Origin of the sequence: Streptomyces yangpuensis (assembly GCF_001005295.1) — a bacterium.
GTDB classification, from domain to species: domain Bacteria; phylum Actinomycetota; class Actinomycetes; order Streptomycetales; family Streptomycetaceae; genus Streptomyces; species Streptomyces yangpuensis.
The window spans coordinates 88,720-113,603 of the sequence record NZ_LBMK01000009.1; the positions used below are offsets into that span (position 1 = coordinate 88,720).

Genomic DNA, 24,884 nt, shown 5'->3' on the forward strand with positions numbered 1-24,884 from the left:
CGGGGCGTCCGGGCCGAGCAGCGCTGGAGGACCCATGGCGGCGACGACGCGGGACGAGGCACCCGTGGCGATGGAGGGCGACGGGCTGGAGGTGCGGGTCCGGGAGATCGGCGGCGACCTCACCGTCGGATTCTTCCGGCTCCCGCAGGGCACGGATCTCACGGAGGCCCTCAAGGGGCTTCCCGGCGACATGTGCCCGTGCCCGCACTGGGGCTACCTCCTCAAGGGCCGGCTGTTGATGCGGACCGCCGACGGGGAGGAGGTCTACGAGGAGGGGCAGGCCTTCTACTGGGGCCCCGGGCACGTCCCCGTGGCGCTCGCCGACACGGAGTACGTCGACTTCTCCCCGACCGCCGAATTCCACCGCGTCGTGGAGCACGTCACGGGCGGGGCGGGCTGAGGGCGGCCGTGGCCGCGCGGCGGGTGGCGGGGGCGGGTACCGGTCTTCGGTGGATGGGGGCCGCGCCGCCGGTCAGCGGGAGCGCGGTTCCGCCGTGCCGGAAGGCCGTGAACTCGGCGGCGATGGCCAGCGCGGTCTCCTCGGGGGTGGCACCGCCGAGGTCGAGGCCGATAGGTGAGCGCAGCCGGGCCAGGGCGGCGTCCGTGACCCCTTCCTCGCGCAGCCGTCCGAGGCGTTCCGCGTGGGTGCGCCGCGAACCCATGGCGCCGACGTAGCCGAGCGGCAGCCGCAGGGCCAGCTCCAGCAGCGGTATGTCGAATTTCGCGTCGTGGGTGAGAACACAGACGGCGGTACGGGAGTCCAGCCGGCCCGCTTCCCACTGTGCGGCCAGATGGCGGTGCGGCCAGTCGACGACCACCTCGTCGGCGGCGGGGAAGCGCGCCGGGGTCGCGAAGACGGGCCGGGCGTCGCACACGGTGACCCGGTGGCCCAGGAAGGCGCCGATCCGGGCCAGGGCGGCGGCGAAGTCGATGGCCCCGTAGACGATCAGCCGGGGCGGTTGGGCGGCGGACTCGACGAGCAGGGTCAGGGGCTCCCCGCACAGCCCGCCGGCGGTGCCGAGCTCGGCGGTGCCGGTGTGTCCGGCGAGGAGCAGGGCGCGGGCCCGGTCGGCGGCGGCCCGGTCCAGGGCGGCGCCGCCGGCGAGCCCGCCCTCGTAGGAGCCGTCGGCGTGGACGGCGAGGGCCCGGCCGAGCTGGCGCGGCGGGCCGGACACGACGCGGGCGAGCGCGGCCCGGGCCCCGTCCGCGGCGGCGTCGAGGACCGAGCCGAGAACGGGCCGTACCGGGTCGCGGCCGCGCACCGGGGTGACCAGGACGTCGAGGACTCCGCCGCAGGTCAGGCCCACGGCGAAGGCGTCGTCGTCGCTGTAGCCGAAGCGGTGCAGGCCGCCGCGGCCGGAGCTGATCGCGTCGAGGCACAGGTCGTGGACGGCGGATTCCACGCAGCCCCCGGACACGGAGCCGAGCGCGGTGCCGCGGTCGTCGACGGCGAGCGAGGCGCCGGGGCCGCGCGGCGCGCTGCCGCTGACGGCGACCACGGTGGCCAGGGCGAATTCCCGGCGCGCGGCGCACCAGGCGCGCAGCTCCGCGGCGATGTCGAGCATCAGCGGATGTATTCGCGGCGTGGGGTCTGTCCGGGCAGGTGCGGCGGCAGCACGGCCGGGGTGGCCGGGTGTGCTGCGGCGGGCCGGGGCAGGGCGGTGGTCTGCCGGGGGAGGGCGGCGGGGCGCGCGGGGCCGGGATACGGGTCGCGGGCGTGGGCGTGGGGGCGTGCGGAGAGCAGTTTCGCGGCGTGGGCGACGCTCGCCAGGGTGGCGTGGTGGTGCCAGCCGCGGAAGGAGCGGCCTTCGAAGTCGCGGATGCCGACCTGTTCACAGGTCTCGGTGAAGTCGAGGGAGACCCGGTCGGTGAGTTTGGCGAGCAGGAAGAGCTGGGCGAGCGGCCGGTCCCCGATGTTGGTGATCCAGAACTCGGAGGGGAGCAGGGCCGCTTCGGTCCAGGCCCCGACCAGCAGAAGCGGGGTCGGCGGGGTGGACGCGGGGCGGTCCTCGCAGGGGGTGGCGAAGATGGGGGCCGAGGTCAGCAGGGTCACCGCTCCTTCGGCCCGGCCGTGCCGGGTCCATTCGACGACGCGGCGCTGGGAGCGCAGGGAGTCGATGAGTTCGCGTGCGGGGGCGGTGTGCGGGCCGGGTTTGTGCCGGCCCGCGCCGCCGAAGGAGACGGGCAGGGAGCCGTCGACCTTGAAGACGAAGGGAATGTCCTGGAGGGCGAACGACTCGATGCTCTGCGGCAGGTCACCGTTGGCGACCTCCATCACCACGGGCCGGCGCTGGAGTTGCCAGGTGGCGGCCATCCGCTGGACGGCGTGTACGGCGTCCTGGGCGGGGGTGAGGGAGCGGGCGGTGTCGGGGATGCCGGCCCTTCGGCGGCGCATGAGTTCGCTGGTCCAGGGCCCGGGGAGGGTGAGGGTCCATTCGACGGGGAAGCTGGCCTCGCTGGAGGCGAGCCAGATCCCGCTGGCCTGCTGGCAGTTGGCGGTGCGGCCGAGCTGGGGGACGAACTGCCGGCCGACGCCGACCGAGCGGTCGCCGGCCTTCTCGATGACCAGGGGCTGGAGCACCCAGGCCAGCGGGCGCTGTGCGGTGCGTTCGAGGTGCTGGGCGAGGGAGCGCCGTACGGGCGTCCAGTCCCAGGGGGACTTGCTGATGAACTGCTGCAGGCTCTGCTCGACGGAGCTCGCTCCGGTTCCGGCGATGTTACGGATTGTTTTCTTCCCGTTGGTCCGCACGAGGCCGTTCAGATAAACACGGGCCCAGTTTCGCTGGTCCCGCCGGGGTAAGGACTCAAAGAGAAGAGAGATCATGACATCGATCAATTCGGGGACTTCCTTGACGGAATCCTCCGGCATGACTGCGCGAGCCATCTGGTGCCTCCCCCGCGACCAGCTAGATCCGATACCCTACTTGACCGCGGAGAACGGCCGTAGGCCCCTGCGGCTACTTCCTGAGGTCGCTGGCAGATTCGAGCCGCTCTTCCTCTACCACGAGGGGGATGGGGATCTGGTTCGCCGCATAGTAGATCGCGATCAGGAAGTGTGCGACAAGGGTGAGCGGTGCGGAGAAGAAGGCCAGGACGACCGTGCAGGGGTAGGCGATGGCACCGAGACCGAAACGCACCCGCGTGGCCCGCGCGCCGTCCTTGTCCACCTGCTCGTGGAAGAGGTGCCCGACCCGGGTGACGTACCACCAGAAGAGCAGGAACGCCAAGGCGTAGGCCACGGTGACGAGGCTGTAGAGCACGGCGGCCGGGTTGGCGGAGCCACCTTCGGTGAGGTGTTCGGCGAGCACGTTGGTGGTGTACGGGATCACCGAGACCACCATCAGCACCATGAGGTTCAGGAACAACAGCGGACGGTCGACGCGCTTCAGGTGACTGAAGATGGTGTGGTGGTTCACCCACATCACACCGATGATGAGGAAGCTCACCACATAGGCGGCATAATGGGGCCATTGTTCGCGGACGCCGTGCCAGAAGTCGGCCCCGGTTTCTTCCGGAACCTTTAATTCCAGGACGAGGATCGTAATGATGATGGCGAATACGCCGTCACTGAATGCTTCGACCCGCCCGGTTTCATTTTCCATGACCACCCCTTTGCCATTTCTCGACGCGCGCCGTGGGCCGCGCATACGGGGAGAGTGCGTTCTGCCGCCCCTCCCCGCACACGCTACCCAGATTTACGGTCTCAGCTTCCGAAGCCGGCCGTCTGGCGCCAGATTCGGCCATCGCGGACCACGAGTGTCCCGAACGCGTGCTCCGGTTCGCCGTTCAGGTTCATGATCGCCCGGTAGAAGATGGTGTCCTCGGTCTCGATGTACTCCTGGAGTTCCACCAGCGTGGGCTTCACCGTGAGATAGCCGGTGAAGGTCTCGCGGACCGCCTCGATGCCCACCGAGACGCCCTCGAAGCGCAGCAGTACGGCGTCGTCGGTGTAGTTCTTCATCACCGCCTCGATGTCCAGCGCGGCCAGCGCCTCCATCTGACGGACGAACACCGGATGCAGCGTGGAGATGTCGTACTTGGTCATGTCGACTCCGTTTCAACTGGGAGGGGCGCCCGGGGCGCGCGTGGACGCGGTTTCCTGTGCGGTATCGGGTGTGTGCGCAGGTGGGACGCAGGATTCGGCGCTGCCCGCGAAGGGCAGCCGCACGACCATCCGGGTCTCGCCGGGACGCGAGCGGGCCGTCAGCGACCCCCGGTGGCGCTGGGTCACGATGCGGTAGCTGAGGTGCAGCCCCAGGCCCGTTCCCTTCCCCACGTCCTTGGTCGTGTAGAAGGGCTCGAAGATCCGGGGCAGGGACTCCTCGGGGATGCCGCGGCCGGTGTCGGTGACCTCCACGACCATGCAGACGCCCTCGGCCCGGGCGCTCAGCGTCAGCACGCCGGCGCCCTCCATGGCCTCGACGGCGTTGTCGACGAGATTGGTCCACACCTGGTTCAACTCACTCGGATAGCCCGTCAGTTCGGGCAGATCCGGCTCGTACGCACGCACGATGCTGATGCCGTCGAGCTTGGCACGCAGCACGACCAGCGTGTTCTCCAGTCCCTCGGTCACCGCGAAGCGCTGCTCGGGTGCCCGGTCGAGATTGGCGTAATCCCGGGTGGCGGAGACGAGTTGGGAGATCCTCGGGCCCGCGGCCCGCAGCTCGGCGGCGAGCGAACGGATCTCCAGCAGCGCCGCCAGGTGGTCGAGGGCGCGGGCGAGGGCCTCCTTGCCGATGCCCTCCGTCCGCTCCAGCAGCCAGCCCAGCTCCAGCCCGAGGTCGGAGACGCCCGAGCCGAGCAGACCGGACCGTTCGGTGCCGGCCCCCTCCGCCCAGTCGGCGATCTCCTCCTCGGCATCGGCCTGGGCCAGCGGGTCGGTGGTGACCGGCGGCGGCAGCGCGTCCAGCTCCGCGGCGGCCCGGTCGAGGACCGCACGCTCGGCGGGGGTGGCGGCCGCGCCCCAGTCCTGGGCGGTCCTGGTGAGCCGCTCCAGGGCGGGGGCCAGTTCCTGCGCGGCCCGGGCGACCGCCGCCGCCGGGTTGTTCAGCTCGTGCGCGAGCCCGGCCGCGAGGGTGCCCAGCGCCTCCACGGTGGCCCGCTTGCGGGCCTGGACCTCGGAGGACTTGATGCGCCAGGCCAGGACGGGGATCAGCACGGCGGCCACCCCGTGGCAGCGCGTGAGCATCTCGAAGAAGACCGCCTTGGGGTAGGCCACGACCGTGGTCGACGGCCCGCTCGCGGCGGCGGTGGCCACGTACGCGCCGTCCGTCAGCAGCGGCAGCTCGCCGGTGAAACGGTGGGCGGCCGGGGGCTTGCCGTCGTGGTCCTCGGCCGCGGCGCCCTCCTCCTCGGTGGAGTGCCGGGTGAGCACCTCCTCCCGGCCGTCGACGACCTTGGTGACGACGAGGCCTCCCGAGAGCAGGACGTGGAAGCCGGTGGCCTCCTCCCCGTCCCGGAAGAGCACCTCCCCGTCGGCGAGGACCTGCGGCCGGGACACCGAGACCAGCCAGTCCAGCTGTTCCTCGGTGATTCCCGCGAAGACCTCCAGTGCCCGCAGGGCGGAGCGCAGCTCCGGCGCGTTCATGCGGCGCTCCCCTCGGTCCGCGTGCGGGCGGCCAGCCGTACGGTGGCCAGCAGGGCCACCGCGCACACCGCGGCGACGGCGGCCATGAAGCCGACCGAGGTCCGGTGCAGCCCGTGGATGTTGGTGAGCATCCCGGCGAGCACGGCCGGCACGCTCATCGCGAGGTACGCGAAGACGTATACGGCGGCGGTCAGTTCACCGCGGTGGGCCGGCTGCGCCAGTCCGCTCAGCGCCCGGAAGGCGCCGAGGAAGGCGGCTCCCCAGCCGCCGCCGAGGACGGCCGTGGCCACCAGGAACACGGGGGCCGAGCCGAGGCCCAGCGCGAGCAGCACCGAACCCAGGCCGGTGAGCATGCCGAGCAGCCCGAGGACGGCGGTGCGCAGCGCCGCGGTGCGGCCGAGCATCAGCTGGGCGACGGTGGCGGCGCCGGCGAGCAGGGCGACCGTGGCCCCGCCGACGAGGTAGTTCGTGGACCGGAGCAGGGACAGCGCCAGGTGCGGGCCGAGCGAGAGGTAGAACCCGCCCACGGACCAGACGGCCACGATGGTCAGGACGAGGACCAGGAAGCGGCCCCGGGCACCGGCCGGTACGTGGATCCGGTGCGGGACCATCCGCGGCCGGCCGCCGGCGCCGGGAGCGCTCTCCGGCATGCGCACGACACCCACCAGGGTGACGGCGAAGGCCCCGATGAGCAGCAGATAGCTGAGGACGGTCGGTGCGGGCGCGTACTGGACGAGCAGTCCGGCGCCGATCCCGCCGAGCCCGATCCCGATGGTCGGTCCGGCGCTGTTGACCTGGGCTCCCAGCGCCGGGCGCGAGGCGGGGGCCAGTTCCAGCAGGGCCGCCCCCATCGCCCCGGTGGCGAGGCCCACGGCGAGACCCTGCACGGCGCGGGCGGCCAGGAGCAGTCCCAGTCCCTGGGCCCCGGCGAACAGGGCCATCGAGACGATCGCCAGGACGAGTCCGGTGGCCAGGACGGGACGCCGGCCCAGGGTGTCGGAGAGGGAGCCGAAGAGCAGCAGCCCGGCCAGCACGGTGACGGCGTACAGGGCGAAGACCACCGTGATCGTGCCGGAGGACAGGCCCCACTCCTGCTGGTAGAGCACGTACAGGGCGGAGGGCACGGAGGAGGAGAGCATCAGCAGCACGAGGACGGCGCCCACCACCCGGAAGCCGGAGCCTCTGGGCGGGCCGGCCGCGCGGGCGGCGGGGGGCACGGATGCCTCCGTGGTCGTTCGGGACGGTTCGGCCACTGCTTCACTCAACTCCCCCGTGTTGGGCCCTGGGGGCCCGTGGTCGGTCGGTCAGGCAAGGGCCCGCGCGGCCCTCTGCAGTGCTCGGGCGGTGAGGACACCCGCGAGGTGGCCGAGGTACTCGGCCGAGGTGCCGCGGCCGGGGACGAACAGCTCCCGCGGTTCGGCGCGGAAGGCGGCGAGTACGGCGTCGGTGTCGTACGGGCCCCCGCTCAGCCGGTCCTCGACCCCGCGCAGGCGCAGCGGCCGGGGGGTGGCTCCGGTGACGGCGATGCGCGGCCCGTCGGGGGTGATCCGCACGGCGGTGGCGCAGACCGGGTAGCGGGTGGCGCGGTCGGCGGACTTCTCGAAGGCGGCGGCCGGGCCGGCCGCGGGCACGAGCAGCGCGGTCAGGATCTGGCCGGCGGGTGCGCCGGCGGCGGCGAACTCCTCGGCCGGGAGGGTGGTACGGCCGCCCGGCCCGGCCAGTTCGACGGCGGCGTCGGCAGCGAGGGCGGCGACCGGCAGGTCGGTGGGCCGCCCGGCGGCGGCCAGGTTGCCGCCGACCGTGCCGAGGTTGCGGACCTGCGGGTCACCGTTGGAGCGGGCCGCGGCGGCCAGTTCCGGGGCCTCGGCGAGCACCAGCGGGTCGGCGGCGAGGTCGGCGAGCGTGGTGAGGGCCCCGATGCGCAGCAGGCGGCCGTCCGGGGTGCGGGTGGTTCCGCGCAGCTCGGCCAGCTGCCTGATGTCGACGAGCAGGCGGGCGTCGTCGGCTCCGGCACGCAGGTCGGGCAGCAGGCTCTGGCCGCCGGCCAGCACCCGGGCGCCGCAGGTCCCCGCCAGCAGGGCGAGCGCCTCGTCGAGACCGGCGGGGCGGGTGTAGTCGAACTCGGTGAGGATCACTGGGATTCCCCTCTCAGGCGGCGCCAGACCTTCTCGGGGGTGAGCGGCATGTCGATGTGCCGGACGCCCAGGTCGCAGAGGGCGTCGACGACGGCGTTGACCACGGCGGCGGCGGGCGGGACGGTGGCGATCTCGCCCGCTCCCTTGGCCCCGAGCGGGTTGTGCGGGCTGGGCGTGACGGTCTTGTCGAGCGCGAAGAACGGCACGTCGGCCGCGCGCGGCAGGGCGTAGTGGCCGAGGTCGGCGCTGAGCAGCCGGCCGTTCTCGTCGTATTCGGCGGCCTCCATCAGGGCCTGGCCCAGGCCGTGCACGATGCTGCCCTCGATCTGCCCCTGGACGATCTTCGGGTTGCCGATGTTCCCGGCGTCGTCGACGGCGGTGTAGGCGACCACCTCGGTCTCGCCGGTCAGTTCGTCGATCTCGACGACGGCGACGTGCGTGCCGAAGGGGTAGTTGAAGTCCGGCGGGTCGAAGTGGGTGGTCTCGTCCAGCGCCGGCTCGATCTCCGGGGGCAGTCCCCAGCCGTACCACATGGCCATGGCCAGTTCGGCGAAGGTTTTGGCGTTCTCCGGGTTGCCCTCTTCGTGGATCGCGCCGCCCTCGTAGACGACCTTGTCCTCGGGCACGCCCAGGAAGACGGCGCCGGCCTTGACCAGTTTGGCCTTGAGCTTGCGGGCGGTGAGTGCCACGGCGGGCGCGGCCATGCTGTAGGAGCGGGAGCCGTAGGTGCCCTGTCCGTAGGGGGCCTTCTGCGTGTCGCCCTCGTGGACCTGGACGGTCGCGGGGTCGATGCCGAGCTCGTCCGCGGCGACCTGCGCGAAGACGGTGCCGTGGCTCTGGCCGGTGGAGGCGGAGCCGACGGTGACGGTGACCTCGCCGGTGGGGTGGACGCGGATGTTGGCGCTCTCCCAGGTGCCGCCGAGCATGCCCTCCTGCGACATCCGGGTCGAGGGGCCGACGCCGCAGATCGCGACGTAGGTGGCGATGCCGACGCCGAGCCGCTTGCCGCGGGTGCGGGCCTCGGCCTTGCGGGCGGGCATGCCGGCGTAGCCGGACAGTTCGACGGCCTTGTCGAAGTTCAGCCGGTAGTCCCCGGAGTCGTAAGTCCAGCCGAGACCGTTGTCGTAGGGGAACTTCTCCTTCGGCACCAGGTTCCTGCGCCGCACCTCCGCCGGGTCCATGCCGATCTCGGAGGCGTACCGGTCGACGAGCCGCTCCATGAGGAAGGCGGCCTCGGCGCGTCCGCTGCCGCGCTGCGCGCCGAGCGGGACGGTGTTGGTGAAGGCGGCGTACACCTCGCAGAAGGCGGCTTCGATGTCGTACATGCCGCTGATGGAGCGGCCCATCAGGGCGGTGGCGACACCGGGGCCGATCGTCGAGGGGTACGCGCCGAGGTTGGCATGGCTCGTGCAGCGCACCGCGGTGATGCGGCCGTCGCGGGTGCCGGCGAGGGTGACGTGCTGGCGGTGGTCGCGGCCCTGGACGGTGGAGTTCATCAGCCCGGTACGGGTGTCCACCCATTTCACCGGCCGGCCGAGCGCCTTGGAGAGCAGCAGGACCAGGGGCATGTCGGGGTACAGGTAGCCCTTGGTGCCGAAGCTGCCGCCGACGGTCGGGGCGATCACCCGGAGCTTGTTGAAGGGGATCCCGAGGACCAGCGCGGAGAGCAGGAAGCGGTGGTTGTGCGGGCCCTGGGTGGAGGCGTAGAGGGTGTACTCGCCGGTGGCCGAATCGTAGTCGCCGACGGCGCCGCGCGGTTCGATGGGGCTGTTGATGGTGCGCTGGTTGACCAGGTCGAGCTCGACGGTGACCTCGGCGGCGGCGATGGCCGCGTCGGTGCGGTCCTTGTCGCCGCAGGTCCAGTACGCGTTGAGGTTGCCCGGGACGGCCTCGTGCAGCTGGGGCGCGCCGTCGGCGAGGGCCTCGTCGGCGCGGGTGACGACGGGCAGCGGCTCGTACTCGACGGCGATGGCGGCCAGGGCCGCGGCGGCCTGCCGCGGGGTCTCGGCGACGACCGCGGCGATGGGGTCGCCGACGTGGCGGACGGTGTCGCCGGTCAGGACAGGACGGGCGCCGGGTAGCCCGTAGGGGTGCGGCGGGAAGTGGCTCTCGACGCCGCCGGGGATCCAGATGCAGGGCAGCGGCATGACGTCCGTGAAGTCGGCCGCGGTGGCCACCTTCAGCACACCGGGCAGCTGCTCGGCGGCCTTGGTCTCGATGGACAGGATCCGCGCGTGGGCCACCGGGCTGCCCAGGATGGCCATGTGCGCGGTGCCCGGCAGGTCGATGTCCGCCACGTACGTGGCCTCGCCGCGCAGCAGCTGCGGATCCTCGCGGCTGTCCAGCGGCTGCCCGAGTACGCCGCCCCGGTCGGCCGGGGCCTCCCCCGTCACGGTGGTCATGTCCCTCACACCTCCGGTGCGGCTGCGGTGGATGCGGCGGTGCCGGCGGGCACCTCGGCGCGGCCGGCCGCGCAGGCACGCTGCACGCCCCGTACGACGCTGTGGTAGCCGGTGCAGCGGCACAGGTTGCCGGTGAGCCACTCGCGGATCTCGGGCTCGGTGGGGGCCGGGCCGTCGGCGGTGGCGTCGACGAGCTCGCCGAGGGCCATGACCATGCCGGGGGTGCAGAAGCCGCACTGGGTGCCGTGTTCCTGGCGCAGGGCCTCCTGGAGGCCGGACAGTTCCCCGCCGCGGGTGGTGACGCCTTCGATGGTGGCGACCTCGGCGCCGGCGGCGGAGGCGGTGAGGACCAGGCAGCTCTTGACGGAGCGGCCGTCGAGGCGGACCACGCAGGAGCCGCACTGGCCGGTGTCGCAGCCGACCTTGGTGCCGGTCAGGCCGAGGCCGTCGCGGAGCCGTTCCACGAGCAGTTCGTTCGGCGGGGCCGAGAACCGCTCGGGTCTTCCGTTCACGTTCAGTGTGATATCCATGCCAGCGCCTGCGCTTCCGTGAGGGGCCGGTTGAAGAGGGGCCCGCCGGGCTGTTGGAGAATTCCACCGGAGTGCAGCGGACCGGTGTCGACGGGGGCGAATCCGAGATCCGTGATGATTCCCGCGACGATTTCCTTCGCTTTCGCGTCGTCGCCCGCGGTGAAATGCGCCAGGCGCTCTCCGGGTGCGGTTCCCGCGACGGCAAGTGTTTCGAAATGCATGGTGTTCAGTGATTTCACGACCTGGGCGTCCGGATACCACTCGGCGACCAGGTCGCTGGAGGCGCGCCCGCCGAGGTCGGCGGGGGCGCCGGGGCCGCCGAACGCGTTCGTCGCGTCCACCAGCACCTTGTCCTGCACGACACGCGGCGGGAGCAGTCCCCGCACGCGCTCGAAGGGCACCATCAGCACCAGGAGTTCGGCCTGGGCGGCTGCCTCGGCGGGGTGCGCCGCCGAGGCTGCCGGTCCCAGCTCGGCCACGAGCGGGCCGAGGGTCTGCGGGCCCCGGGCGTTTGCGAGGACCACCTGGTGGCCCGCCGCCACGAGGATCCTGGCGAGGACCGTGCCGATCCGCCCGGTGCCGATGATGCCTGTCCGCATTGCCGCTCCTCGGGAAGGGAATCCGCCGCTGTCAGTCCATGCCGATCCAGACCGACTTGGTCTGGGTGTAGCTCTCCAGGGATTCGGGACCGCACTCGCGGCCGAAGCCGGAGGCCTTGTAGCCGCCGTAGGGCACCGCGGGGTCGTACTGGTTGTAGCAGTTGACCCAGACCGTGCCGGCCTTGATCTGGGAGGCGACGCGGTGGGCGCGGCGCAGGTCCTTGGTGTGGACGCCGGCGGCGAGGCCGTACGCGCTGTCGTTGGCGATGCGTACGGCGTCCTCCTCGGTGTCGAAGGGGATGACCGACAGCACCGGGCCGAAGATCTCCTCCTGGGCGATGCGCATCCCGTTGTCGACGCCGGTGAAGACGGTCGGGAGGAAGTACAGGCCTTCGCTGGACGCTCCCTCGGGGGTCCAGCCGGTGCCGCCGGTGCGCAGGACCGCGCCCTCCTTCTCGCCGATCTCGATGTACGAGCTGACCTTGTCGAACTGGCCGCGGTGGGCGAGGGGCCCGAAGAGGGTGGCCGGGTCGCGCGGGTCGCCGGGCTTGAGGGCGGCGGCCCGGCGCACGAGGCGTTCGACCAGCTCGTCGTGGATGGGGCGCTGGAGCAGCAGCCGGGATCCGGCGGTGCAGATCTCGCCCTTGTTGTAGTAGATGCCGAAGAAGGCGAGTTCCTCGGCGGCGTCGAGGTCGGCGTCGGCGAAGACGATGTTGGCGGACTTGCCGCCGAGTTCCATCGTCACCTTCTTCAGGGTGCCGGCCGCCCTGCGGATGATCGACTGGCCGACCACCGTGGAGCCGGTGAAGGCGATCTTGTCGATGCCGGGATGGTCGGTGAGGGTCTCGCCCAGCTCCACGCCGGGGCCGGTGACCACGTTGAGCACCCCGTCGGGGATCTCCGCCTCCTGGAAGAGCTCGGCGATCTTCAGTGCGGTGAGCGGGGTGGCCGGGGAGGGCTTGTGGACGACCGTGTTGCCCGCCGCCAGCGCCGGTGCGATCTTCGTCATCGACAGCAGCAGCGGGAAGTTGAACGGGGTGATCGCGCAGACCACGCCCAGCGGTTCGCGCAGGGTGTAGGCGAGCTGTCCGCCGGCCGGGGCGCGGGAGGAGCCGTCGACGCGGGTCACGGCCCCGGCGTAGTAATGCATGAGCTGGGCGGCCATGGGGGCGTCGACCGTGCTGGAGAACGCGAACGGCTTGCCCATGTCCACGGTCTCCAGCAGGGCGATCTCCTCCAGGTCGCGCTCGATGAGCTCACCGACCCGGTTCAGCCGCAGCGCCCGCTCCTGGGCGGACAGTCTGCTCCACGGCCCTTCCTCGTACGCCGTACGGGCGGCGGCCACGGCCGCGTCCGCGTCGGCCGCGGCGGCCTGGGCCACCGGAACGATCTCCTGTCCGTCCACGGGGCTGACGTCCGGCTCGGTACGGCCGTCCCGGGCCGGGACCCATCTGCCGCCGATGAACAGTTTCCCGGGGTTGGCGAGGGGCGGGCCGCTCAGCTCACGCTTGGTCATGGCTGCCTTCCGGTGTCGGTTGCGGGCGGGCGGACACCCCTAGCCCTTCGCGAGCTGGGCTAAGAACGTCTCCGCGAGGGCCTTTGAGGAGTACGGGTTCTGGCCGGTCGTCAGCTTGCGGTCGACGACGACGTGCGAGTCCCAGATCGCGTCGGCCTTCTCGTACCGGGCGCCGAGCCGGGTGAGCTCGACCTCCAGGATCAGCGGGAGCCGGCCGGCCATGTTGGTGACCAGTTCCTCGTCGTGGGAGAAGGCCGTCATCCGGTAGCCCTCGAACGGCCAGCGGCCTTCGCCGTCGCGCAGCGCGAGCAGCGAGGTGTGGCCGTGGCAGACGGTGGCGAGGGGCTTGTCCTGGGCGATGACCCAGCGCAGGATCTGGGCGAGTTCGTCGGACTTGGGCAGGTCGCCGATCGCGCCGTGGCCGCCGCTGACGTAGACGCCGTCGTAGTCGGCGACGTCCTTCTCGGTGAGGGACTCCAGGGCCAGGGGCGCCTTCAGCTGCGGGGTGTTCTCGATGACCCGGACGTACTCTGCGGCGTTGGCCGCGTCCTCGTCGGGGGAACCCTGGGGCCGGACCCACTGGAGGAACTGGGGGTCGATGCTCGTCAGGTCGACCGTGGGCGCGCGGCCGCCGATCGTCGCCACGTCCACGTCGTGACCGGCCGCCTTGAAGAGCGAGAAGGGAACGACGAATTCCTCTGCCCAGAATCCCGAAGGATGCTGTTCACCGTCCAGCAGGTGCAGGGTCGCCTTGGCCGTCATGACGACGAGAATCTTCATGATTCTCTCCTTGTTCTGGATTCGCTGCCGATTCAACACGCCCCCCGCAGGGGGCGTAAGGGGGTGACGTCAGGCCCGCGATACTTCGTCACGTGCGTCCAACGCCGAGATGATGGTGCGGAATTCACCGACCAGTGGGTGGTCGGGATGGGCTTCTGCAAATATGCGCTCGCCGTACAAGGAGGCCATTTCCGGCGAGTAGGGCAGGATCCCCGCCACGGGCGCGCCGTAGACCTCCTCGGAGCGCCGCCGGGCCGCCTCCCGGTCGATGCCGGCGGGGGCCATGCTNGGCCCCCCGCCACGGGCGCGCCGTAGACCTCCTCGGAGCGCCGCCGGGCCGCCTCCCGGTCGATGCCGGCGGGTGCCATGCTCAGCACCAGGGTCCGGCGGCAGGCCAGACGCCCGGCGAGGGCGATGGTCTCCTCGACCCCGGAGAGGTCGATCCGGTCCGCCCGGGCCATGATCATCAGTACGTCGGCGCTCGCCATCGCGGTCACCGACTCGTTGTTGAGCCCGGCGTGGGTGTCGAGCAGCAGGACGTCCAGCGCGTAGTGGCCGGCGAGCCGGTCGAAGCCCTCCGGGAGCAGGCCCACGTCGTAGCCGCCGGCCATCAGCTCCCGCAGCGCGGCCGTCCCGGTCCGGGCCGGTACGACGTACAGCCCGGGCACCCCGGCCCGCTGGGCGGTGGTCTCGATCTCGCAGCGGCCGAGCAGGTAGTCGGCCAGCGAGGGGCCGGGACCGAGCCGGAACAGCAGGTCCAGGGTGGGTGACTGGATGTCGGTGTCCACGACCCCCACCCGGCGTCCCCCGGCCGCGATGAGCAGCGCGAGGTTGGCCAGTACGGAGGACTTGCCCGTCCCGCCGCGGTGCGAGTGCACCACGATGGTGCGGGCCATCTAGGCCACCACCCGGTGGCCGGGGCCGAGCGCGTACGGCCCCCGCGCCGTACGCGGCCGGTGCAGGGCGAGCATGGTGACGTCGTCGTGCTGTTCGGCGGTGCCGGTGTGCTCGCGCACCGCCAGGTCCATCCGGTCGACCACGTCCTTGCCGCTGGCCGGTGGGCCGGCGAGCAGTTCCAGCATCCGTTCGTCGCCGAGGAAACTGCCGTTCGGGCAGCGTGCCTCGGGCACTCCGTCGGTGAACACGAAGAGGGTGTCGCCCGGGTCGAGCTGGGCGTAGCCGAGCGTGTAGACGCAGTCGGGCAGGACGCCGACGGCCGGTCCGGTGATGTCCAGTGGGGCGGGCGGGCTGCCGTCGGCGGGCAGCAGCAGGGGCGGGTTGTGGCCGCCGTTGATGTAGACGAGGCTGCCGGTGAGCGGGTCGAGCACCCCGAAGAACAGGGTGGCGAAGTACCCCTGCCGCAGGTGGTTGCTGGTGAGGTAGCCGTTGGTGGCGGTGACCGCGGTGAGCAGGGGGGTGGCACCGACGACCGGGATCCGCCGGCTGCCGCCTGCCCGTCCGGCGGCGACCAGGTGCTGCAGTCCGCTGTTCTGCGCGGTGTGCCGGAGCAGGGAGCGGATGAGTGCCATGAAGAGGGCGGCGCCGACCCCCTTGTCGCAGACGTCGGCGACGACGAAGGCCAGCCGGCGGCCGCGGGAGATCTCGAAGACGTCGTAGAAGTCCCCCGCGACCTGCCGGGCGGGCCGGAAGCGTACGTCGATCTCCCAGCCGTCGGGGACGGGCAGTGATTCGGGCAGGAAGCCCGCCTGGATCTCCCGGCCGATCTCCAGTTCCTTCTCGTAGCCCATGAGTTCGGCGCGGGCGTCGGCCTCCCGCAGGGTGCGGCCGAGTCCGGCCCGCTCCGAGCAGCTGTGCAGCCGGGCCCCGACGAGGGCGGGGAGGAAGGGCGGTACGAGGTAGTCGTGCCCGATCCGGACGTGCTCCTCCAGGGCGGCGAACTCCGTCACGGTCCAGACGACCACGATGGGGGCCCCGGCCCAGCGGCGCAGCCGGCGTACGGCCGTCCGTACGGCGTCCCCGTCGGACTCGGCCGGGGCGAGCAGCACGTCGGCGACGGGCAGCAGCTCCAGCGGGCCCTCGCGCAGCTCCGTCAGCGTGCGGGTGACGAGTGAGGCGTCCATCGTCCGCAGTGCGTCGAGCAGTTCGGGCGGTGGTGCCGGGTGCGCGTCGAGGATGATCACGGTCGTGGAGGGCATGGGTCCGTCCCCTCAGCCTTCACAGTCAGCGTGCTGATGTTGCGGCCGTCCCTGTACACGTAGGCGAACGCGTCCACGCTGGTCAGGGCCAGGTGGATGCCGAGGCCGCCGATCCGCCGGTCCTGCGGGGGGACCCCGGGGCAGGGCGGCAGGCGGCCCGCGACGGGGTCGAAGGCGGGGGCGGAGTCCTCAAGGGTGATCTGCACCCCGCCGGGGCCGGAGCGGCCGCGGACGGTGATCCGTCCGTCGCCGCCCCGGTATCCGTGCATCACGATGTTCGTGGCCAGTTCGTCGACGGCCAGGCGGAGCCGGTAGGCGGCGCGCCGGTCCAGCCCCGCCCGTCCGGCCAGCCGCAGGACGAACGCGGCGACGTCGCCCAGTGCCCCCACGGTGGCGGGCACCTCCAGTACGACGGGCGTCCTCGCCAGCTCGACCATGTCACTCACGGTCGTCACTCATCGGAGAGGACGATGCTGCGGTCGAGGCCGGCCGTCCGGATGGTCCGGGAGACGGGCTCGATGGCACCGACCACCTTGATGGTGACGTCGTCGGCGACCTTCTGCTGGGCGAAGACCAGGGAGCGCAGTCCGGCGCTGGCCATGTAGCCGACGCCGGCCATCCTGATCTCGACGGTGGTGGTGCCGTGTCCGGCGGCCTTCTCGATGGTCCGGTGGAAGTCCGGCGCGGTCTTGGCGTCGAGCTCGCCCGACAGTTCGATCACGGTGGTGTCGCCCTCGATGCTCAGGGACACGGAAAGCGGCATGTCAGGTCTCCTTCGGTCAGGGCGTGTCGAACGGGTCGGGGTCGTTCGTGCGGCCCACCAGGATCACCACCGACCGCGGGCCGATCAGGTACTTGCCGGCGTTGTCGAGTTCCGGCTCGGCGCCCGGGGTGTGGATGTCGTACGGTGCCTCGGCCCCGGTGTCGGCGAACAGGTGCCAGCTGCGTCCGCCGGGCAGGGCCGGGAGTTCCAGGTCGTGCGATTCCCAGTGCGCGTTCATGGCCACGTACACCACGTCGTCGTCACCGGCGCCGCAGCGGGCGACCGCCACCAGCCGGCTGTCGGCCGACCAGTCGGGCTGCCAGGCCCGTTCCCCGTGCCAGCTGATGTCGGGCAGGCCGAGGTGCTCGCGGACCCGTCCGGTGGGGTGGCAGGTGGAGCGCAGCTCGCGGTGGCGCCCCCGGAAGGCGATCATCTGGCGGGTGAAGCGGAGCAGTTCGGCGTTGTCGTCGACCTGGTCCCAGTCGAACCAGGACAGTTCGTTGTCCTGGCAGTAGGTGTTGTTGTTGCCCTGCTGGGTCCGGCCGACCTCGTCGCCGGAGAGCAGCATCGGGATGCCCTGGCTGGTGAGGAGGATGGCGAGGGCGTTCTTCATCTGCCGGGTGCGCAGGGCGTTGATCTCCGGGTCGTCGGTGGGACCCTCGGCGCCGCAGTTCCAGCTGTTGTTGTCGTTGGCGCCGTCGTTGTTGCCCTCACCGTTGGCCTCGTTGTGCTTGTCGTTGTAGGAGACCAGGTCTGCGAGGGAGAAGCCGTCGTGCGCGGTCAGGAAGTTGACCGAGGCGGCGGTGCCGCGGCTGGAGTAGAGGTCGGGCGAGCCGGCGATGCGGGTGGCGAGTTCGCCGGTGACTCCGGGGTCGCCCTTGAGGAAGCGGCGCACGGTGTCGCGGTACTTGCCGTTCCACTCCGCCCAGCGGCCGTAGGCCGGGAAGTTGCCGACCTCGTAGAGGCCGCCGGCGTCCCAGGCCTCGGCGATGAGCTTGGTGTGCCGCAGGACCGGGTCGTAGGCGAGCAGTTCCAGGAGCGGCGGGTTGGGCAGCGGGGTGCCGTCCAGGGACCGGCCGAGGATGGCGGCGAGGTCGAAGCGGAACCCGTCGATGTGGTAGTCGGCGACCCAGTGGCGCAGGCAGTCGAGGACGAAGTTGCGTACGACGGGGTGGTTGCAGTTGACCGTGTTGCCGGTGCCGCTGAAGTTGAAGTAGTAGCCCTCGGGCGTGAGCATGTAGTAGGTGGCGTTGTCGAGCCCCTTGAAGGAGATCGTCGGCCCCTGCTCGTTGCCCTCGGCGGTGTGGTTGAAGACGACGTCGAGGATGACCTCGATGCCGGCCGCGTGCAGGTCCTTGATCAGGGTGCGGAACTCGTCGCCCTGCATGCCGTAGCGTCCGGTGGCCGCGTAGCCGGCCTTGGGCGCGAAGAAGGAGACGGTGTTGTAGCCCCAGTAGTCGAAGAGCTTCTCGCCCGTCTCCGGGTTGGAGCGCGGGTTGTCGCTCTCGTCGAACTCGAACACGGGCAGCAGTTCGATGCAGTTGATCCCGAGTTCCTTCAGGTACGGGATCTTCTCGCGCAGCCCGGCGAACGTTCCGGGCGCGGTGACGCCCGAGTTGGGGTGCCGGGTGAAGCCGCGTACGTGGGCCTCGTAGACGACGAGGTCCTCGGCGGGGATGCCCAGCGGGGTGTCGTCGCCCCAGTCGAAGTCCTGGAGGCAGACGCGGGAGCGGTACTGGTAGCCGCGGCTGTAGTCCGGCTCCACGCCCCACACGTCACGGCCGGCGATCAGCCGGGCGTAGGGGTCGGAGAGGACCTGGCGGGCGTCGAAGCGGTGGCCGGTGACCGGGTCGTAGGGGCCGTCGGCCCGGTATCCGTACTCGATGTTCTCGTGGTCGAGGCCGAAGACGGTCATGGCGAACACGCTTCCGGTGCGGAATTCCTCGGGGAACTCCAGTTCGGCCATCGGTTCGGGCTCTCCGCGCCGGTAGATGACCAGGGTCATGGAGGTGGCCTGGTCGGAGAAGACGGAGAAGCTGACCCCGCCGGGGACTACGTTGGCCCCGAAGGGGAACGGTTTGCCGGCGCGGACGCGGTACCCGCCCACCTCGTGGGTCGGGTACGCGTCGACGCGCAGGACCTGCTCGGACCGGGTCTCGCTCATCGCGCGGCCTTGGCCCGGGCGGCGGCCGCGGCGGCCTCGCCGGTCTCGAAGAAGTCGAGGAAGCCGGTGGCCGACATGACGAACCGGACTTCCTCGCTCACCCCGTAGAGGGTGACGGCCACGCCGGCGTGCTGGGCCTCGCGGTAGACGACGAGCAGGGTGCGCAGGCCCGCGCTGGAGACGTAGGTCACCGCCGTGAGGTCGATCCGCAGCGGCTTGCCCTCGCGGACCAGCGGCAGCAGGGCCTGGAGCAGTGTGCCGGACGTCTCGCTGTTGATCTCGCCGGTGGCGACGAGCACGGTGCCCGTCTTGTTCCGGCGTTCTTTGACGTTGAGAGTCATTGCCTTCCCCTCTGGTTGGGGCGCCCCCCGTTGAGCGCTACTTCTTGGCCGTCGGCCGCAGCCGGACCTTGACCCTGACGCGGCTCTGGACGTCGGGCAGGCGCACGGTGAGCGCCTCCGCGTCGAAGTCGGTGTAGGGCTTCTCGTCGATCTCCACGGACGCGATCCGCACCGCGCCGGCGGGCAGCAGGTCGGGCGAGACGCGCAGGATCCGGTCGGGCAGGCCGGTCGGGTCGGGCTGGAAGTGGAAGTCCATCTCCCGGCCGTTGATGAGCAGGTTGTTGTACACGGCGGCGAGGTAGCAGAGCTCCGCCGAGTGGTACATGGACATCGAGTGGCTGCCCTTGAGCCGCTCGGTGCCGAGCAGGTACGGCGTCCCGCTGGCGAGGACGTTGAAGTAGACGGCGCCCTCGTCGTGGTCGAGGAAGAAGGTGTTGTAGAAGGCCTGCGCCTGCCGGGCCTCGCGCAGGTTCGCGTCGCCGCCGACGGTGCCGTGCAGGATGAGGTAGGCGAGGATCGCCTGCTCCTGCTGCCACCAGGCCTTGCGGTCGTGCCAGGCGAATCGATACGTCTCCTGGTCGCCCTGCTTCACGCGCTCCACGACGTCGTACCAGCCGCCGCGCTGCACGTCGCTGCCGACGGCCGGCATGATCTCACCGATCTTCCTGGCGAGCTCCTCGTACGCCGGCTTGGCCTTCAGCGAGTTCATCCGCATCAGGTTCCAGGCGATCTTCAGGTTGTGGCCGACGACCGCGCGGTCCTGCTGCCAGCTGTGCGCCTTGTCGTGCGACCAGTCGCGCATGAAGCGCTCCTGGACGAACGGGCTGTTCTTGTAGTCCGGGAACTTGTCCGCGATCGTGTCGAAGGTGTACTCGAGGAAGTCGGCGTACTTCTGGTCGCCCGTCGCCAGGTACAGGTTGATCAGGTAGGCGGGGGCGTGGTCGCCGACGGAGTTCCAGTTCTTGCGCTCGGCGTTCTCGCCGAGGGACTCGTGGTCCGCGCTGAACAGGATCGGGTCGATGTGGGAGTAGTAGCCGCCCTGCTCGGGGTCGAAGAAGAACTTGTCGAACAGCCGGATGGTGGCGTCCGCGTCGTTCTTGATCCTGACGTCGCCGGTGACCCGGTAGGTCTGGATCGGGCCGGCCAGCGCGTAGATCTGCTCGTACATCGGGATCGCGTCGTAGTCGTCGGAGAACTCCGAGGTGAACAGCTTGCGCTCGCTGTCCCCGTCGACGCTGATGCCGTGGTACCAGAAGACGACGTCCTCCTCGCCGTCCACGACCCGCATGTGCTTGCGCAGGTACTCGGTGCCGCGCTCGGCGACCTCCAGGTACTCGTCCTTGCCGGTCAGCAGGTAGGCCGAGGCCATGCCGTAGACCAGGCGGGAGATCGTGTCGGTCTCCTGGACGTGGCTGGCGGTCTTGTCACCGCCGAGCCGGATCTCGGTGCGGTACTCGGTGAAGTCCACCGGCCCGTCGCCGAACTGCGCCCGCTTGTAGAAGTCGGCCAGCGACTCGATCTGCTTGATCCACCAGCTGCCCTCCTCGAAGCGGTAGTCCTCGGCGCCGCGGCCCAGGAACACCAGGCGTTTGGCGTCGAAACGGCCGCCGTGCTCCGGGTAGTGGACGCCGTACACGAAGAGGAACCGGCCCGGCGAGAGCATCTCGTCGATGTGCCCGGAGGCGTCGATGTAGGGCTCGTCCAGGTTGCGGACCAGCTCGGCGCTGGGATCACCGGCCAGCGAGACCTCGAACTCGCGGCCGTCCGGGGTCTTCAGCCGCAGCAGGCGCGCACCGGAGTCGAAGCGGACGACGTAGCCCGCGATGGTGTCGGAGAAGGAGAAGCTCACGGCGTCCGCCATGTCATGCACCGTCCTTGTCGTGAGTGCTGTCGTCCTCGTATCCCTGGCTCACTTCGACGATCACCCCGTCGGGGTCGCGGACCCACACGGTCCGCCAGCCGCAGATGAAGTCGTCGAAGTCCAGCGGCCCCAGGGTCACTTCCGCCGCGTCGCCCAGGTCGGCCAGGAACGCGTCCACGCTGTCGGTCTGGAAGGCCAGATGGCGCATCCGGCCGGGGGCCTGCGGACCGTCGTCGTCCGCCCGGCGGGCCGGTTCGGTCCCCCCGGCCGCGAAGAGCTCCAGGTACGCGTCCCCCTTGCGCAGGAACACGATCTGCGCCTCCCCGAGGTCGACGACGCGGGCCCGGGAGAAGCCGAAGTACCGGGTGTAGAACTCCTCGGTGGTCTTCTGGTCCGCGCAGTTCAGGCCCACGTGGGACCAGCGCAGCCCGGCGGCCATCAGCCGGCCCCCCGGCCCCGGCCGGCCGCGATCAGCTCGATGATCCGGCGGGCGAACAGGTGGTGGTGCGCGCCGGTGCGACCGGTGACCAGGTCGCCGTCGACGACCACGTCCTCGTCGACGTACTCCCCGCCCATGTTGCGGACGTCGCCGATCAGGTTGTTGTGGCAGACCAGCTTGCGGCCGCGGATCTTCCCGGGGATCGAGGACGCCAGCCACATGCCGTGGCAGATGATCCCCTTGAGGACCGTCGGCTCCTCGAAGGCCCGGCGCAGCAGCTCGGTCGCCGGGGCGAGGACGTCCACGTCCTCGGTGTAGCGCAGCCGGTCGGCCACCATGCCCGAGGGCACGATGACCGCCGCGTACCGGCGCAGCTCCTCGTCGCCCAGCCCCTCCAGGGACCGGTTCACGGTGAAGGGGGCCCGGTACTCGTGCCCGGTGAAGGTGAGGGAGTCGTTGCCCCACAGCCGGGTCAGGAAGTCGACCTCGGCGCCCTCCTCGGCGAACCGGTGCTGGTAGTAGAAGATCTCCGGCTCGTAGAAGTCGCTCTCGACCAGGACCGCGATCCGGGTCCCGGACAGGGCGCCCTCGCGCAGGACGGCATCAGACACGGGAGGTCCCCCTCAGGAAGTCCGCCGCGCGCTCGGCGATCATCGCGATGGCGGTGTGGCAGTTGCCCGACGGAACCGCGGGCATCACGCTCGCGTCGACCACGCGCAGGTTGCGTACGCCGTGCACCCGCAGCTGCGGGTCGACGACGGCGAGGTCGTCGATGCCCATGCGGCAGGAGCCGGCCTGGTGGTGGTAGCTCTCCGACTTCTGCTTGACGAAGGTGCGCAGGTCCTCGTCGCTCACGTAGCCGGGGCCGGGCTGCAGCTCCTGCTTGTACCAGGGCGAGAACGCCGAGGTCGCGAAGATCTCCCGGGCGGTCCTGACGCCCTGCACCATGCGTTCCAGGTCCCAGCGGTCGCCCAGGTAGTTCGGGTTGATCAGCGGGTGGGCCAGCGGATCGGCGCTCGCGAGCCGGATCCAGCCGCGCGAGACCGGGCGTACCACGCCGGGCAGGATGGACACGGTGTTCGGGTGGTCCTTGCCGACGATCACGTCGAAGGGCACGTGGACGAAGGCGATCTGCAGGTCGGGGGCGGGCAGCCCCGGCTGCGAGGACAGGAACAGAGCGCTCTCGGAGAGGTTCTGCGCGGGCGGCGGGAGCTCCTGGGTGACCTCGGCCATCAGCCCGGTCAGGACGTGGTTGTGGAAGTTCTCGCCGACCCCGGGCAGGGCCGCGGTGACCTCGATGCCATGCTCGCGCAGCTGCTCGGGGCGGCCGATGCCGGAGAGCAGCAGCAGCTTCGGCGACTCGATCGCCCCGGCGGCGACGAGCACCTCGCGCCGGGCCCGTACGGTGTGCGGGCCGGGCGCGGCGGCACGGCTGTGGCCGTCGCGGACGGTCCGGCCGGGGAAGTCGGCGGGCGCCTCCAGCTGGACGTACTCGACGCCCGTGCAGGTGTCCCCGTCGAGGAGGAGCCGGGTGCTCTGCGCGTTGGTGCGCAGGGTCAGGTTCGGCCGGTCGAGCGCCGGCTCCAGATAGGCGGCCAGGGCTCCCTGGCGGCGGCCGTCGGCCACGTCGATGTGGTGCCAGCCGGTGCCGAACAGGCCGCGCCGGGGCCCGTCGGTGTTGAAGTCGGCGATCTCCTCGTGGCCCAGTTCGACGGCCGCGTCGATGAAGGCGCGGGAGACCGGGTTGGGGCCGTGCAGCCCGGCGTTGGTGATCCGCTGCGGGCCGCGGGTGCCGGTGGTGGGGGCGGTGGCGTCCTCCTGGCCCTCCAGCAGTGCGAAGTACGGGAGCACGTCCTCGTACGCCCAGCCGGCCGCGCCCTGGTAGGCCCAGTTGTCGAAGTCCGAGGCGTGGCCGCGGATGTGCATCATGATGTAGAGATTGCTGCTGCCGCCGGGGGCCTTGCCGCGCGGCTCGTAGGTACGGCGGCCGTCGAGCCCGGGCTGTGGGGTGCTGGTGTAGCCCCAGTCCACGGGACCGCCGAGGAGCTTGTACCAGGAGGACGGGTCGTCCACCTCGGGCGGGATCCGGGAGCCGCCCGCCTCCAGGACGAGGACGGAGACGTCCGGGTCCTCCGAGAGCCGGCCCGCCAGCACGCTGCCCGCGGTGCCCGCTCCCACGACGATGTAGTCGTACTCTTCCACGCTCACCTGTGCCCCCTCAGTCCTGGCTCAGCACCTGGAAGGGGACCGTGTCGTGGTAGTTCGCCATGTAGGCGATCTTTCCGTCCACGATCCGGAAGAAGTTCATGACCTCGGCCTCGATGGGCTCGCCCGAGGCGCTGACCGCGGTCAGGTGGGAGACGGCCGCGGCCTTCTCCCCGTCGACGAGGAAGTGCACGGGCTCGTTGCGGAAGACCCGGTACATGGTCCCCATGCCCTTCATCATCGAGCGGAGCACCTCCAGGCCCTCGATGTGGCCGGCCAGCTGCTCGTCCATGACCTGGTCCTCGGCGAACAGGTCGCACCAGCGTTCCCAGTCCCCGGCGTTGGCGTACTCGTAGTACTTCTGCAGGATCTGTCGTGCGTCCATCGCGCTCATCCCCCTCTATCGGTCCCTGCGGGTTCCGTCCGGCGCGAACGGCGCCCAGAACTGGCTGAAGGCGGTCGCCGAGTCCCCGAAGAGCCCGTCGCGGCCCTCGACGATCCGGCCGTCCCGCCACCGCATGAAGTGGAAGACCGGGTAGTCCATCCGCTCGTACGGGGACCCGCTCACCTCGGCCGCGCCGGCCCGCAGGGCGACGTTGCGGCACACGTCCGCCGAGCAGTCCTCGCCGACCAGCACCGCCTCCAGGTCCATCCGGAAGGTGCCGCCCGTGAGCTTGTGGGTCTGCCCCATCAGCTCCAGGAAGGCGTCCAGGCTCTCGTACCAGCCGGCCAGGGGGTGGTTGCCCGGCACCAGCCAGCGCAGGTCCTCGGAGTAGTACTCCAGGATCCGTGCCCGGTCGCCGGAGCCGAGGGCTGCGTAGGCCTCGCGGACCCGCTCCCGCGTCACTTCGGTCATGGTCGCTCCTCCTTCACCGCGGTCGCGGTCATGGTCGGTCGCGGTCACAGGGAGGCGGAACCGGGCATCGGGGCCAGGTCGTTGACGGTGTACTGCTGGATCAGCGGTCCGTCGGGGCCGGCGACCACGGTCCAGGTCTGGTCGGCGTCGAAGCCGAGCCACTGGCTGCGGGCGGCCGGCGGGTCCCAGATCCTGGCCTGCCAGTTGACGAGGACCCGGACGACCGCCCGGTCGCCCTCGATGACGGGCTCCACCTTCGTGACCGTGTGCACCTCGTCGAAGAAGCGGTGGGTGACGGCCTCGTACCAGCGGCCGAAGCCCTCGTGTCCGAGGAAGGTGTCCTCGGGGACCTTGAACTCCAGGTCCTCGGTGATCAGGGCGAGCACATCGGCCGGGCCCACGTGCTGGTCCAGCGCCACGTACCAGTTCTCGGCGAAGGTGCGGATCGCGTCCTCGGTCAGCTGCCGCTCGGCGGGCATGCGGTCTCCTCCTGTTCCGTCTGTTGCGCCGGTTACGTCTGTTCCGTCTGTTCCGTTTGCGGGAGGGGGCG

Annotated in this window: 25 protein-coding genes and 2 pseudogenes; 1 reads left to right on the forward strand and 26 read right to left on the reverse strand. The window is 71.1% G+C overall.

From position 1 onward, the window contains the following. Nucleotides 1-34: 34 nt before the first annotated feature. Complete coding sequence (locus AAT21_RS31020) at nucleotides 35-400, forward strand: cupin domain-containing protein (protein WP_046780320.1); 366 nt, start codon at nucleotides 35-37, stop codon at nucleotides 398-400. On the opposite strand, the gene AAT21_RS31025 is transcribed toward AAT21_RS31020, so the two are convergent. The 26 genes and pseudogenes from AAT21_RS31025 to AAT21_RS31145 form a co-directional block, all read right to left on the reverse strand. After that, a complete protein-coding gene (locus AAT21_RS31025; RefSeq protein WP_046780321.1) occupies nucleotides 381-1,565 on the reverse strand; it encodes an XdhC family protein in 1,185 nt (394 codons plus the stop codon). The genes AAT21_RS31020 and AAT21_RS31025 overlap by 20 nt on opposite strands. Then, nucleotides 1,565-2,884 carry an IS701 family transposase gene (locus AAT21_RS31030; RefSeq protein WP_079026080.1) on the reverse strand — a complete coding sequence of 440 codons (1,320 nt, stop codon included), beginning with the start codon at nucleotides 2,882-2,884 and terminating at the stop codon, nucleotides 1,565-1,567. The genes AAT21_RS31025 and AAT21_RS31030 overlap by 1 nt, the downstream gene beginning before the upstream one ends. A gap of 73 nt (nucleotides 2,885-2,957) precedes the next feature. After that, on the reverse strand, nucleotides 2,958-3,602 hold the full coding sequence (locus tag AAT21_RS31035; protein WP_046780470.1) for a TMEM175 family protein: 645 nt from the start codon (nucleotides 3,600-3,602) through the stop codon (nucleotides 2,958-2,960). A 101-nt stretch (nucleotides 3,603-3,703) separates the two neighbouring features. Continuing rightward, nucleotides 3,704-4,045, reverse strand: coding sequence for a nuclear transport factor 2 family protein (locus tag AAT21_RS31040; protein ID WP_046780322.1), 342 nt, complete (start codon nucleotides 4,043-4,045; stop codon nucleotides 3,704-3,706). A gap of 12 nt (nucleotides 4,046-4,057) precedes the next feature. Continuing rightward, nucleotides 4,058-5,587, reverse strand: coding sequence for an ATP-binding protein (locus AAT21_RS31045; protein ID WP_052758071.1), 1,530 nt, complete (start codon nucleotides 5,585-5,587; stop codon nucleotides 4,058-4,060). Beyond that, nucleotides 5,584-6,804 (reverse strand): MFS transporter, encoded by a 1,221-nt coding sequence (locus tag AAT21_RS31050; protein WP_046780323.1) that lies wholly within the window; start codon nucleotides 6,802-6,804, stop codon nucleotides 5,584-5,586. The genes AAT21_RS31045 and AAT21_RS31050 overlap by 4 nt, the downstream gene beginning before the upstream one ends. An 87-nt stretch (nucleotides 6,805-6,891) precedes the next feature. Continuing rightward, nucleotides 6,892-7,722 carry an FAD binding domain-containing protein gene (locus tag AAT21_RS31055; protein ID WP_046780324.1) on the reverse strand — a complete coding sequence of 277 codons (831 nt, stop codon included), beginning with the start codon at nucleotides 7,720-7,722 and terminating at the stop codon, nucleotides 6,892-6,894. Then, entirely contained in the window at nucleotides 7,719-10,124 is a 2,406-nt protein-coding gene (locus AAT21_RS31060; protein ID WP_046780325.1) for a xanthine dehydrogenase family protein molybdopterin-binding subunit, read from the reverse strand. Before AAT21_RS31060 ends, AAT21_RS31055 begins: the two co-directional genes overlap by 4 nt. Nucleotides 10,125-10,129: 5 nt before the next feature. Further along, the gene (locus AAT21_RS31065) at nucleotides 10,130-10,642 is read right to left on the reverse strand and encodes a (2Fe-2S)-binding protein (RefSeq protein ID WP_412180360.1); all 513 of its coding nucleotides are present in this window, start codon (nucleotides 10,640-10,642) and stop codon (nucleotides 10,130-10,132) included. After that, complete coding sequence (locus AAT21_RS31070; protein ID WP_046780327.1) at nucleotides 10,639-11,253, reverse strand: NADPH-dependent F420 reductase; 615 nt, start codon at nucleotides 11,251-11,253, stop codon at nucleotides 10,639-10,641. The genes AAT21_RS31065 and AAT21_RS31070 overlap by 4 nt, the downstream gene beginning before the upstream one ends. 31 nt (nucleotides 11,254-11,284) lie before the next feature. Continuing rightward, the gene (locus tag AAT21_RS31075) at nucleotides 11,285-12,769 is read right to left on the reverse strand and encodes an aldehyde dehydrogenase family protein (protein WP_046780328.1); all 1,485 of its coding nucleotides are present in this window, start codon (nucleotides 12,767-12,769) and stop codon (nucleotides 11,285-11,287) included. A 39-nt stretch (nucleotides 12,770-12,808) separates the two neighbouring features. After that, nucleotides 12,809-13,549, reverse strand: a complete 741-nt coding sequence (locus AAT21_RS31080) for a type 1 glutamine amidotransferase domain-containing protein (RefSeq protein WP_052758072.1) — start codon at nucleotides 13,547-13,549, stop codon at nucleotides 12,809-12,811. Between the two features lie 69 nt (nucleotides 13,550-13,618). Continuing rightward, nucleotides 13,619-13,837: pseudogene (locus AAT21_RS39485) on the reverse strand (MinD/ParA family ATP-binding protein); the annotation flags it as partial. 1 nt (nucleotide 13,838) lies between these two features. Then, nucleotides 13,839-14,445 (reverse strand): annotated as a pseudogene (locus AAT21_RS31085) (MinD/ParA family ATP-binding protein); the annotation flags it as partial. Further along, nucleotides 14,446-15,705, reverse strand: a complete 1,260-nt coding sequence (locus tag AAT21_RS31090; RefSeq protein ID WP_052758074.1) for a PP2C family protein-serine/threonine phosphatase — start codon at nucleotides 15,703-15,705, stop codon at nucleotides 14,446-14,448. Further along, nucleotides 15,687-16,142, reverse strand: coding sequence for an ATP-binding protein (locus AAT21_RS31095; RefSeq protein ID WP_046780329.1), 456 nt, complete (start codon nucleotides 16,140-16,142; stop codon nucleotides 15,687-15,689). The genes AAT21_RS31090 and AAT21_RS31095 overlap by 19 nt, the downstream gene beginning before the upstream one ends. A 14-nt stretch (nucleotides 16,143-16,156) precedes the next feature. Then, nucleotides 16,157-16,468 carry an STAS domain-containing protein gene (locus AAT21_RS31100; protein WP_030964503.1) on the reverse strand — a complete coding sequence of 104 codons (312 nt, stop codon included), beginning with the start codon at nucleotides 16,466-16,468 and terminating at the stop codon, nucleotides 16,157-16,159. A gap of 16 nt (nucleotides 16,469-16,484) precedes the next feature. Then, entirely contained in the window at nucleotides 16,485-18,632 is a 2,148-nt protein-coding gene (glgX, locus tag AAT21_RS31105) for a glycogen debranching protein GlgX (RefSeq protein ID WP_046780330.1), read from the reverse strand. After that, nucleotides 18,629-18,973 carry an STAS domain-containing protein gene (locus AAT21_RS31110; protein ID WP_046780331.1) on the reverse strand — a complete coding sequence of 115 codons (345 nt, stop codon included), beginning with the start codon at nucleotides 18,971-18,973 and terminating at the stop codon, nucleotides 18,629-18,631. The genes glgX and AAT21_RS31110 overlap by 4 nt, the downstream gene beginning before the upstream one ends. 37 nt (nucleotides 18,974-19,010) lie before the next feature. After that, nucleotides 19,011-20,834, reverse strand: a complete 1,824-nt coding sequence (locus tag AAT21_RS31115) for an AGE family epimerase/isomerase (RefSeq protein ID WP_046780332.1) — start codon at nucleotides 20,832-20,834, stop codon at nucleotides 19,011-19,013. A 1-nt stretch (nucleotide 20,835) separates the two neighbouring features. Beyond that, the gene (locus tag AAT21_RS31120; RefSeq protein WP_046780333.1) at nucleotides 20,836-21,273 is read right to left on the reverse strand and encodes a VOC family protein; all 438 of its coding nucleotides are present in this window, start codon (nucleotides 21,271-21,273) and stop codon (nucleotides 20,836-20,838) included. Then, nucleotides 21,273-21,884 (reverse strand): DJ-1/PfpI family protein, encoded by a 612-nt coding sequence (locus AAT21_RS31125; RefSeq protein ID WP_079026081.1) that lies wholly within the window; start codon nucleotides 21,882-21,884, stop codon nucleotides 21,273-21,275. The genes AAT21_RS31120 and AAT21_RS31125 overlap by 1 nt, the downstream gene beginning before the upstream one ends. Then, on the reverse strand, nucleotides 21,877-23,481 hold the full coding sequence (locus AAT21_RS31130; RefSeq protein WP_046780334.1) for a GMC family oxidoreductase: 1,605 nt from the start codon (nucleotides 23,479-23,481) through the stop codon (nucleotides 21,877-21,879). Before AAT21_RS31130 ends, AAT21_RS31125 begins: the two co-directional genes overlap by 8 nt. A 10-nt stretch (nucleotides 23,482-23,491) precedes the next feature. After that, nucleotides 23,492-23,863, reverse strand: a complete 372-nt coding sequence (locus AAT21_RS31135) for a nuclear transport factor 2 family protein (RefSeq protein ID WP_046780476.1) — start codon at nucleotides 23,861-23,863, stop codon at nucleotides 23,492-23,494. 15 nt (nucleotides 23,864-23,878) lie between these two features. Then, nucleotides 23,879-24,334, reverse strand: a complete 456-nt coding sequence (locus AAT21_RS31140; RefSeq protein WP_046780335.1) for a nuclear transport factor 2 family protein — start codon at nucleotides 24,332-24,334, stop codon at nucleotides 23,879-23,881. Nucleotides 24,335-24,378: 44 nt separating this feature from the next. Next, nucleotides 24,379-24,813, reverse strand: a complete 435-nt coding sequence (locus AAT21_RS31145) for a nuclear transport factor 2 family protein (RefSeq protein WP_046780336.1) — start codon at nucleotides 24,811-24,813, stop codon at nucleotides 24,379-24,381. Nucleotides 24,814-24,884 lie beyond the last annotated feature (71 nt).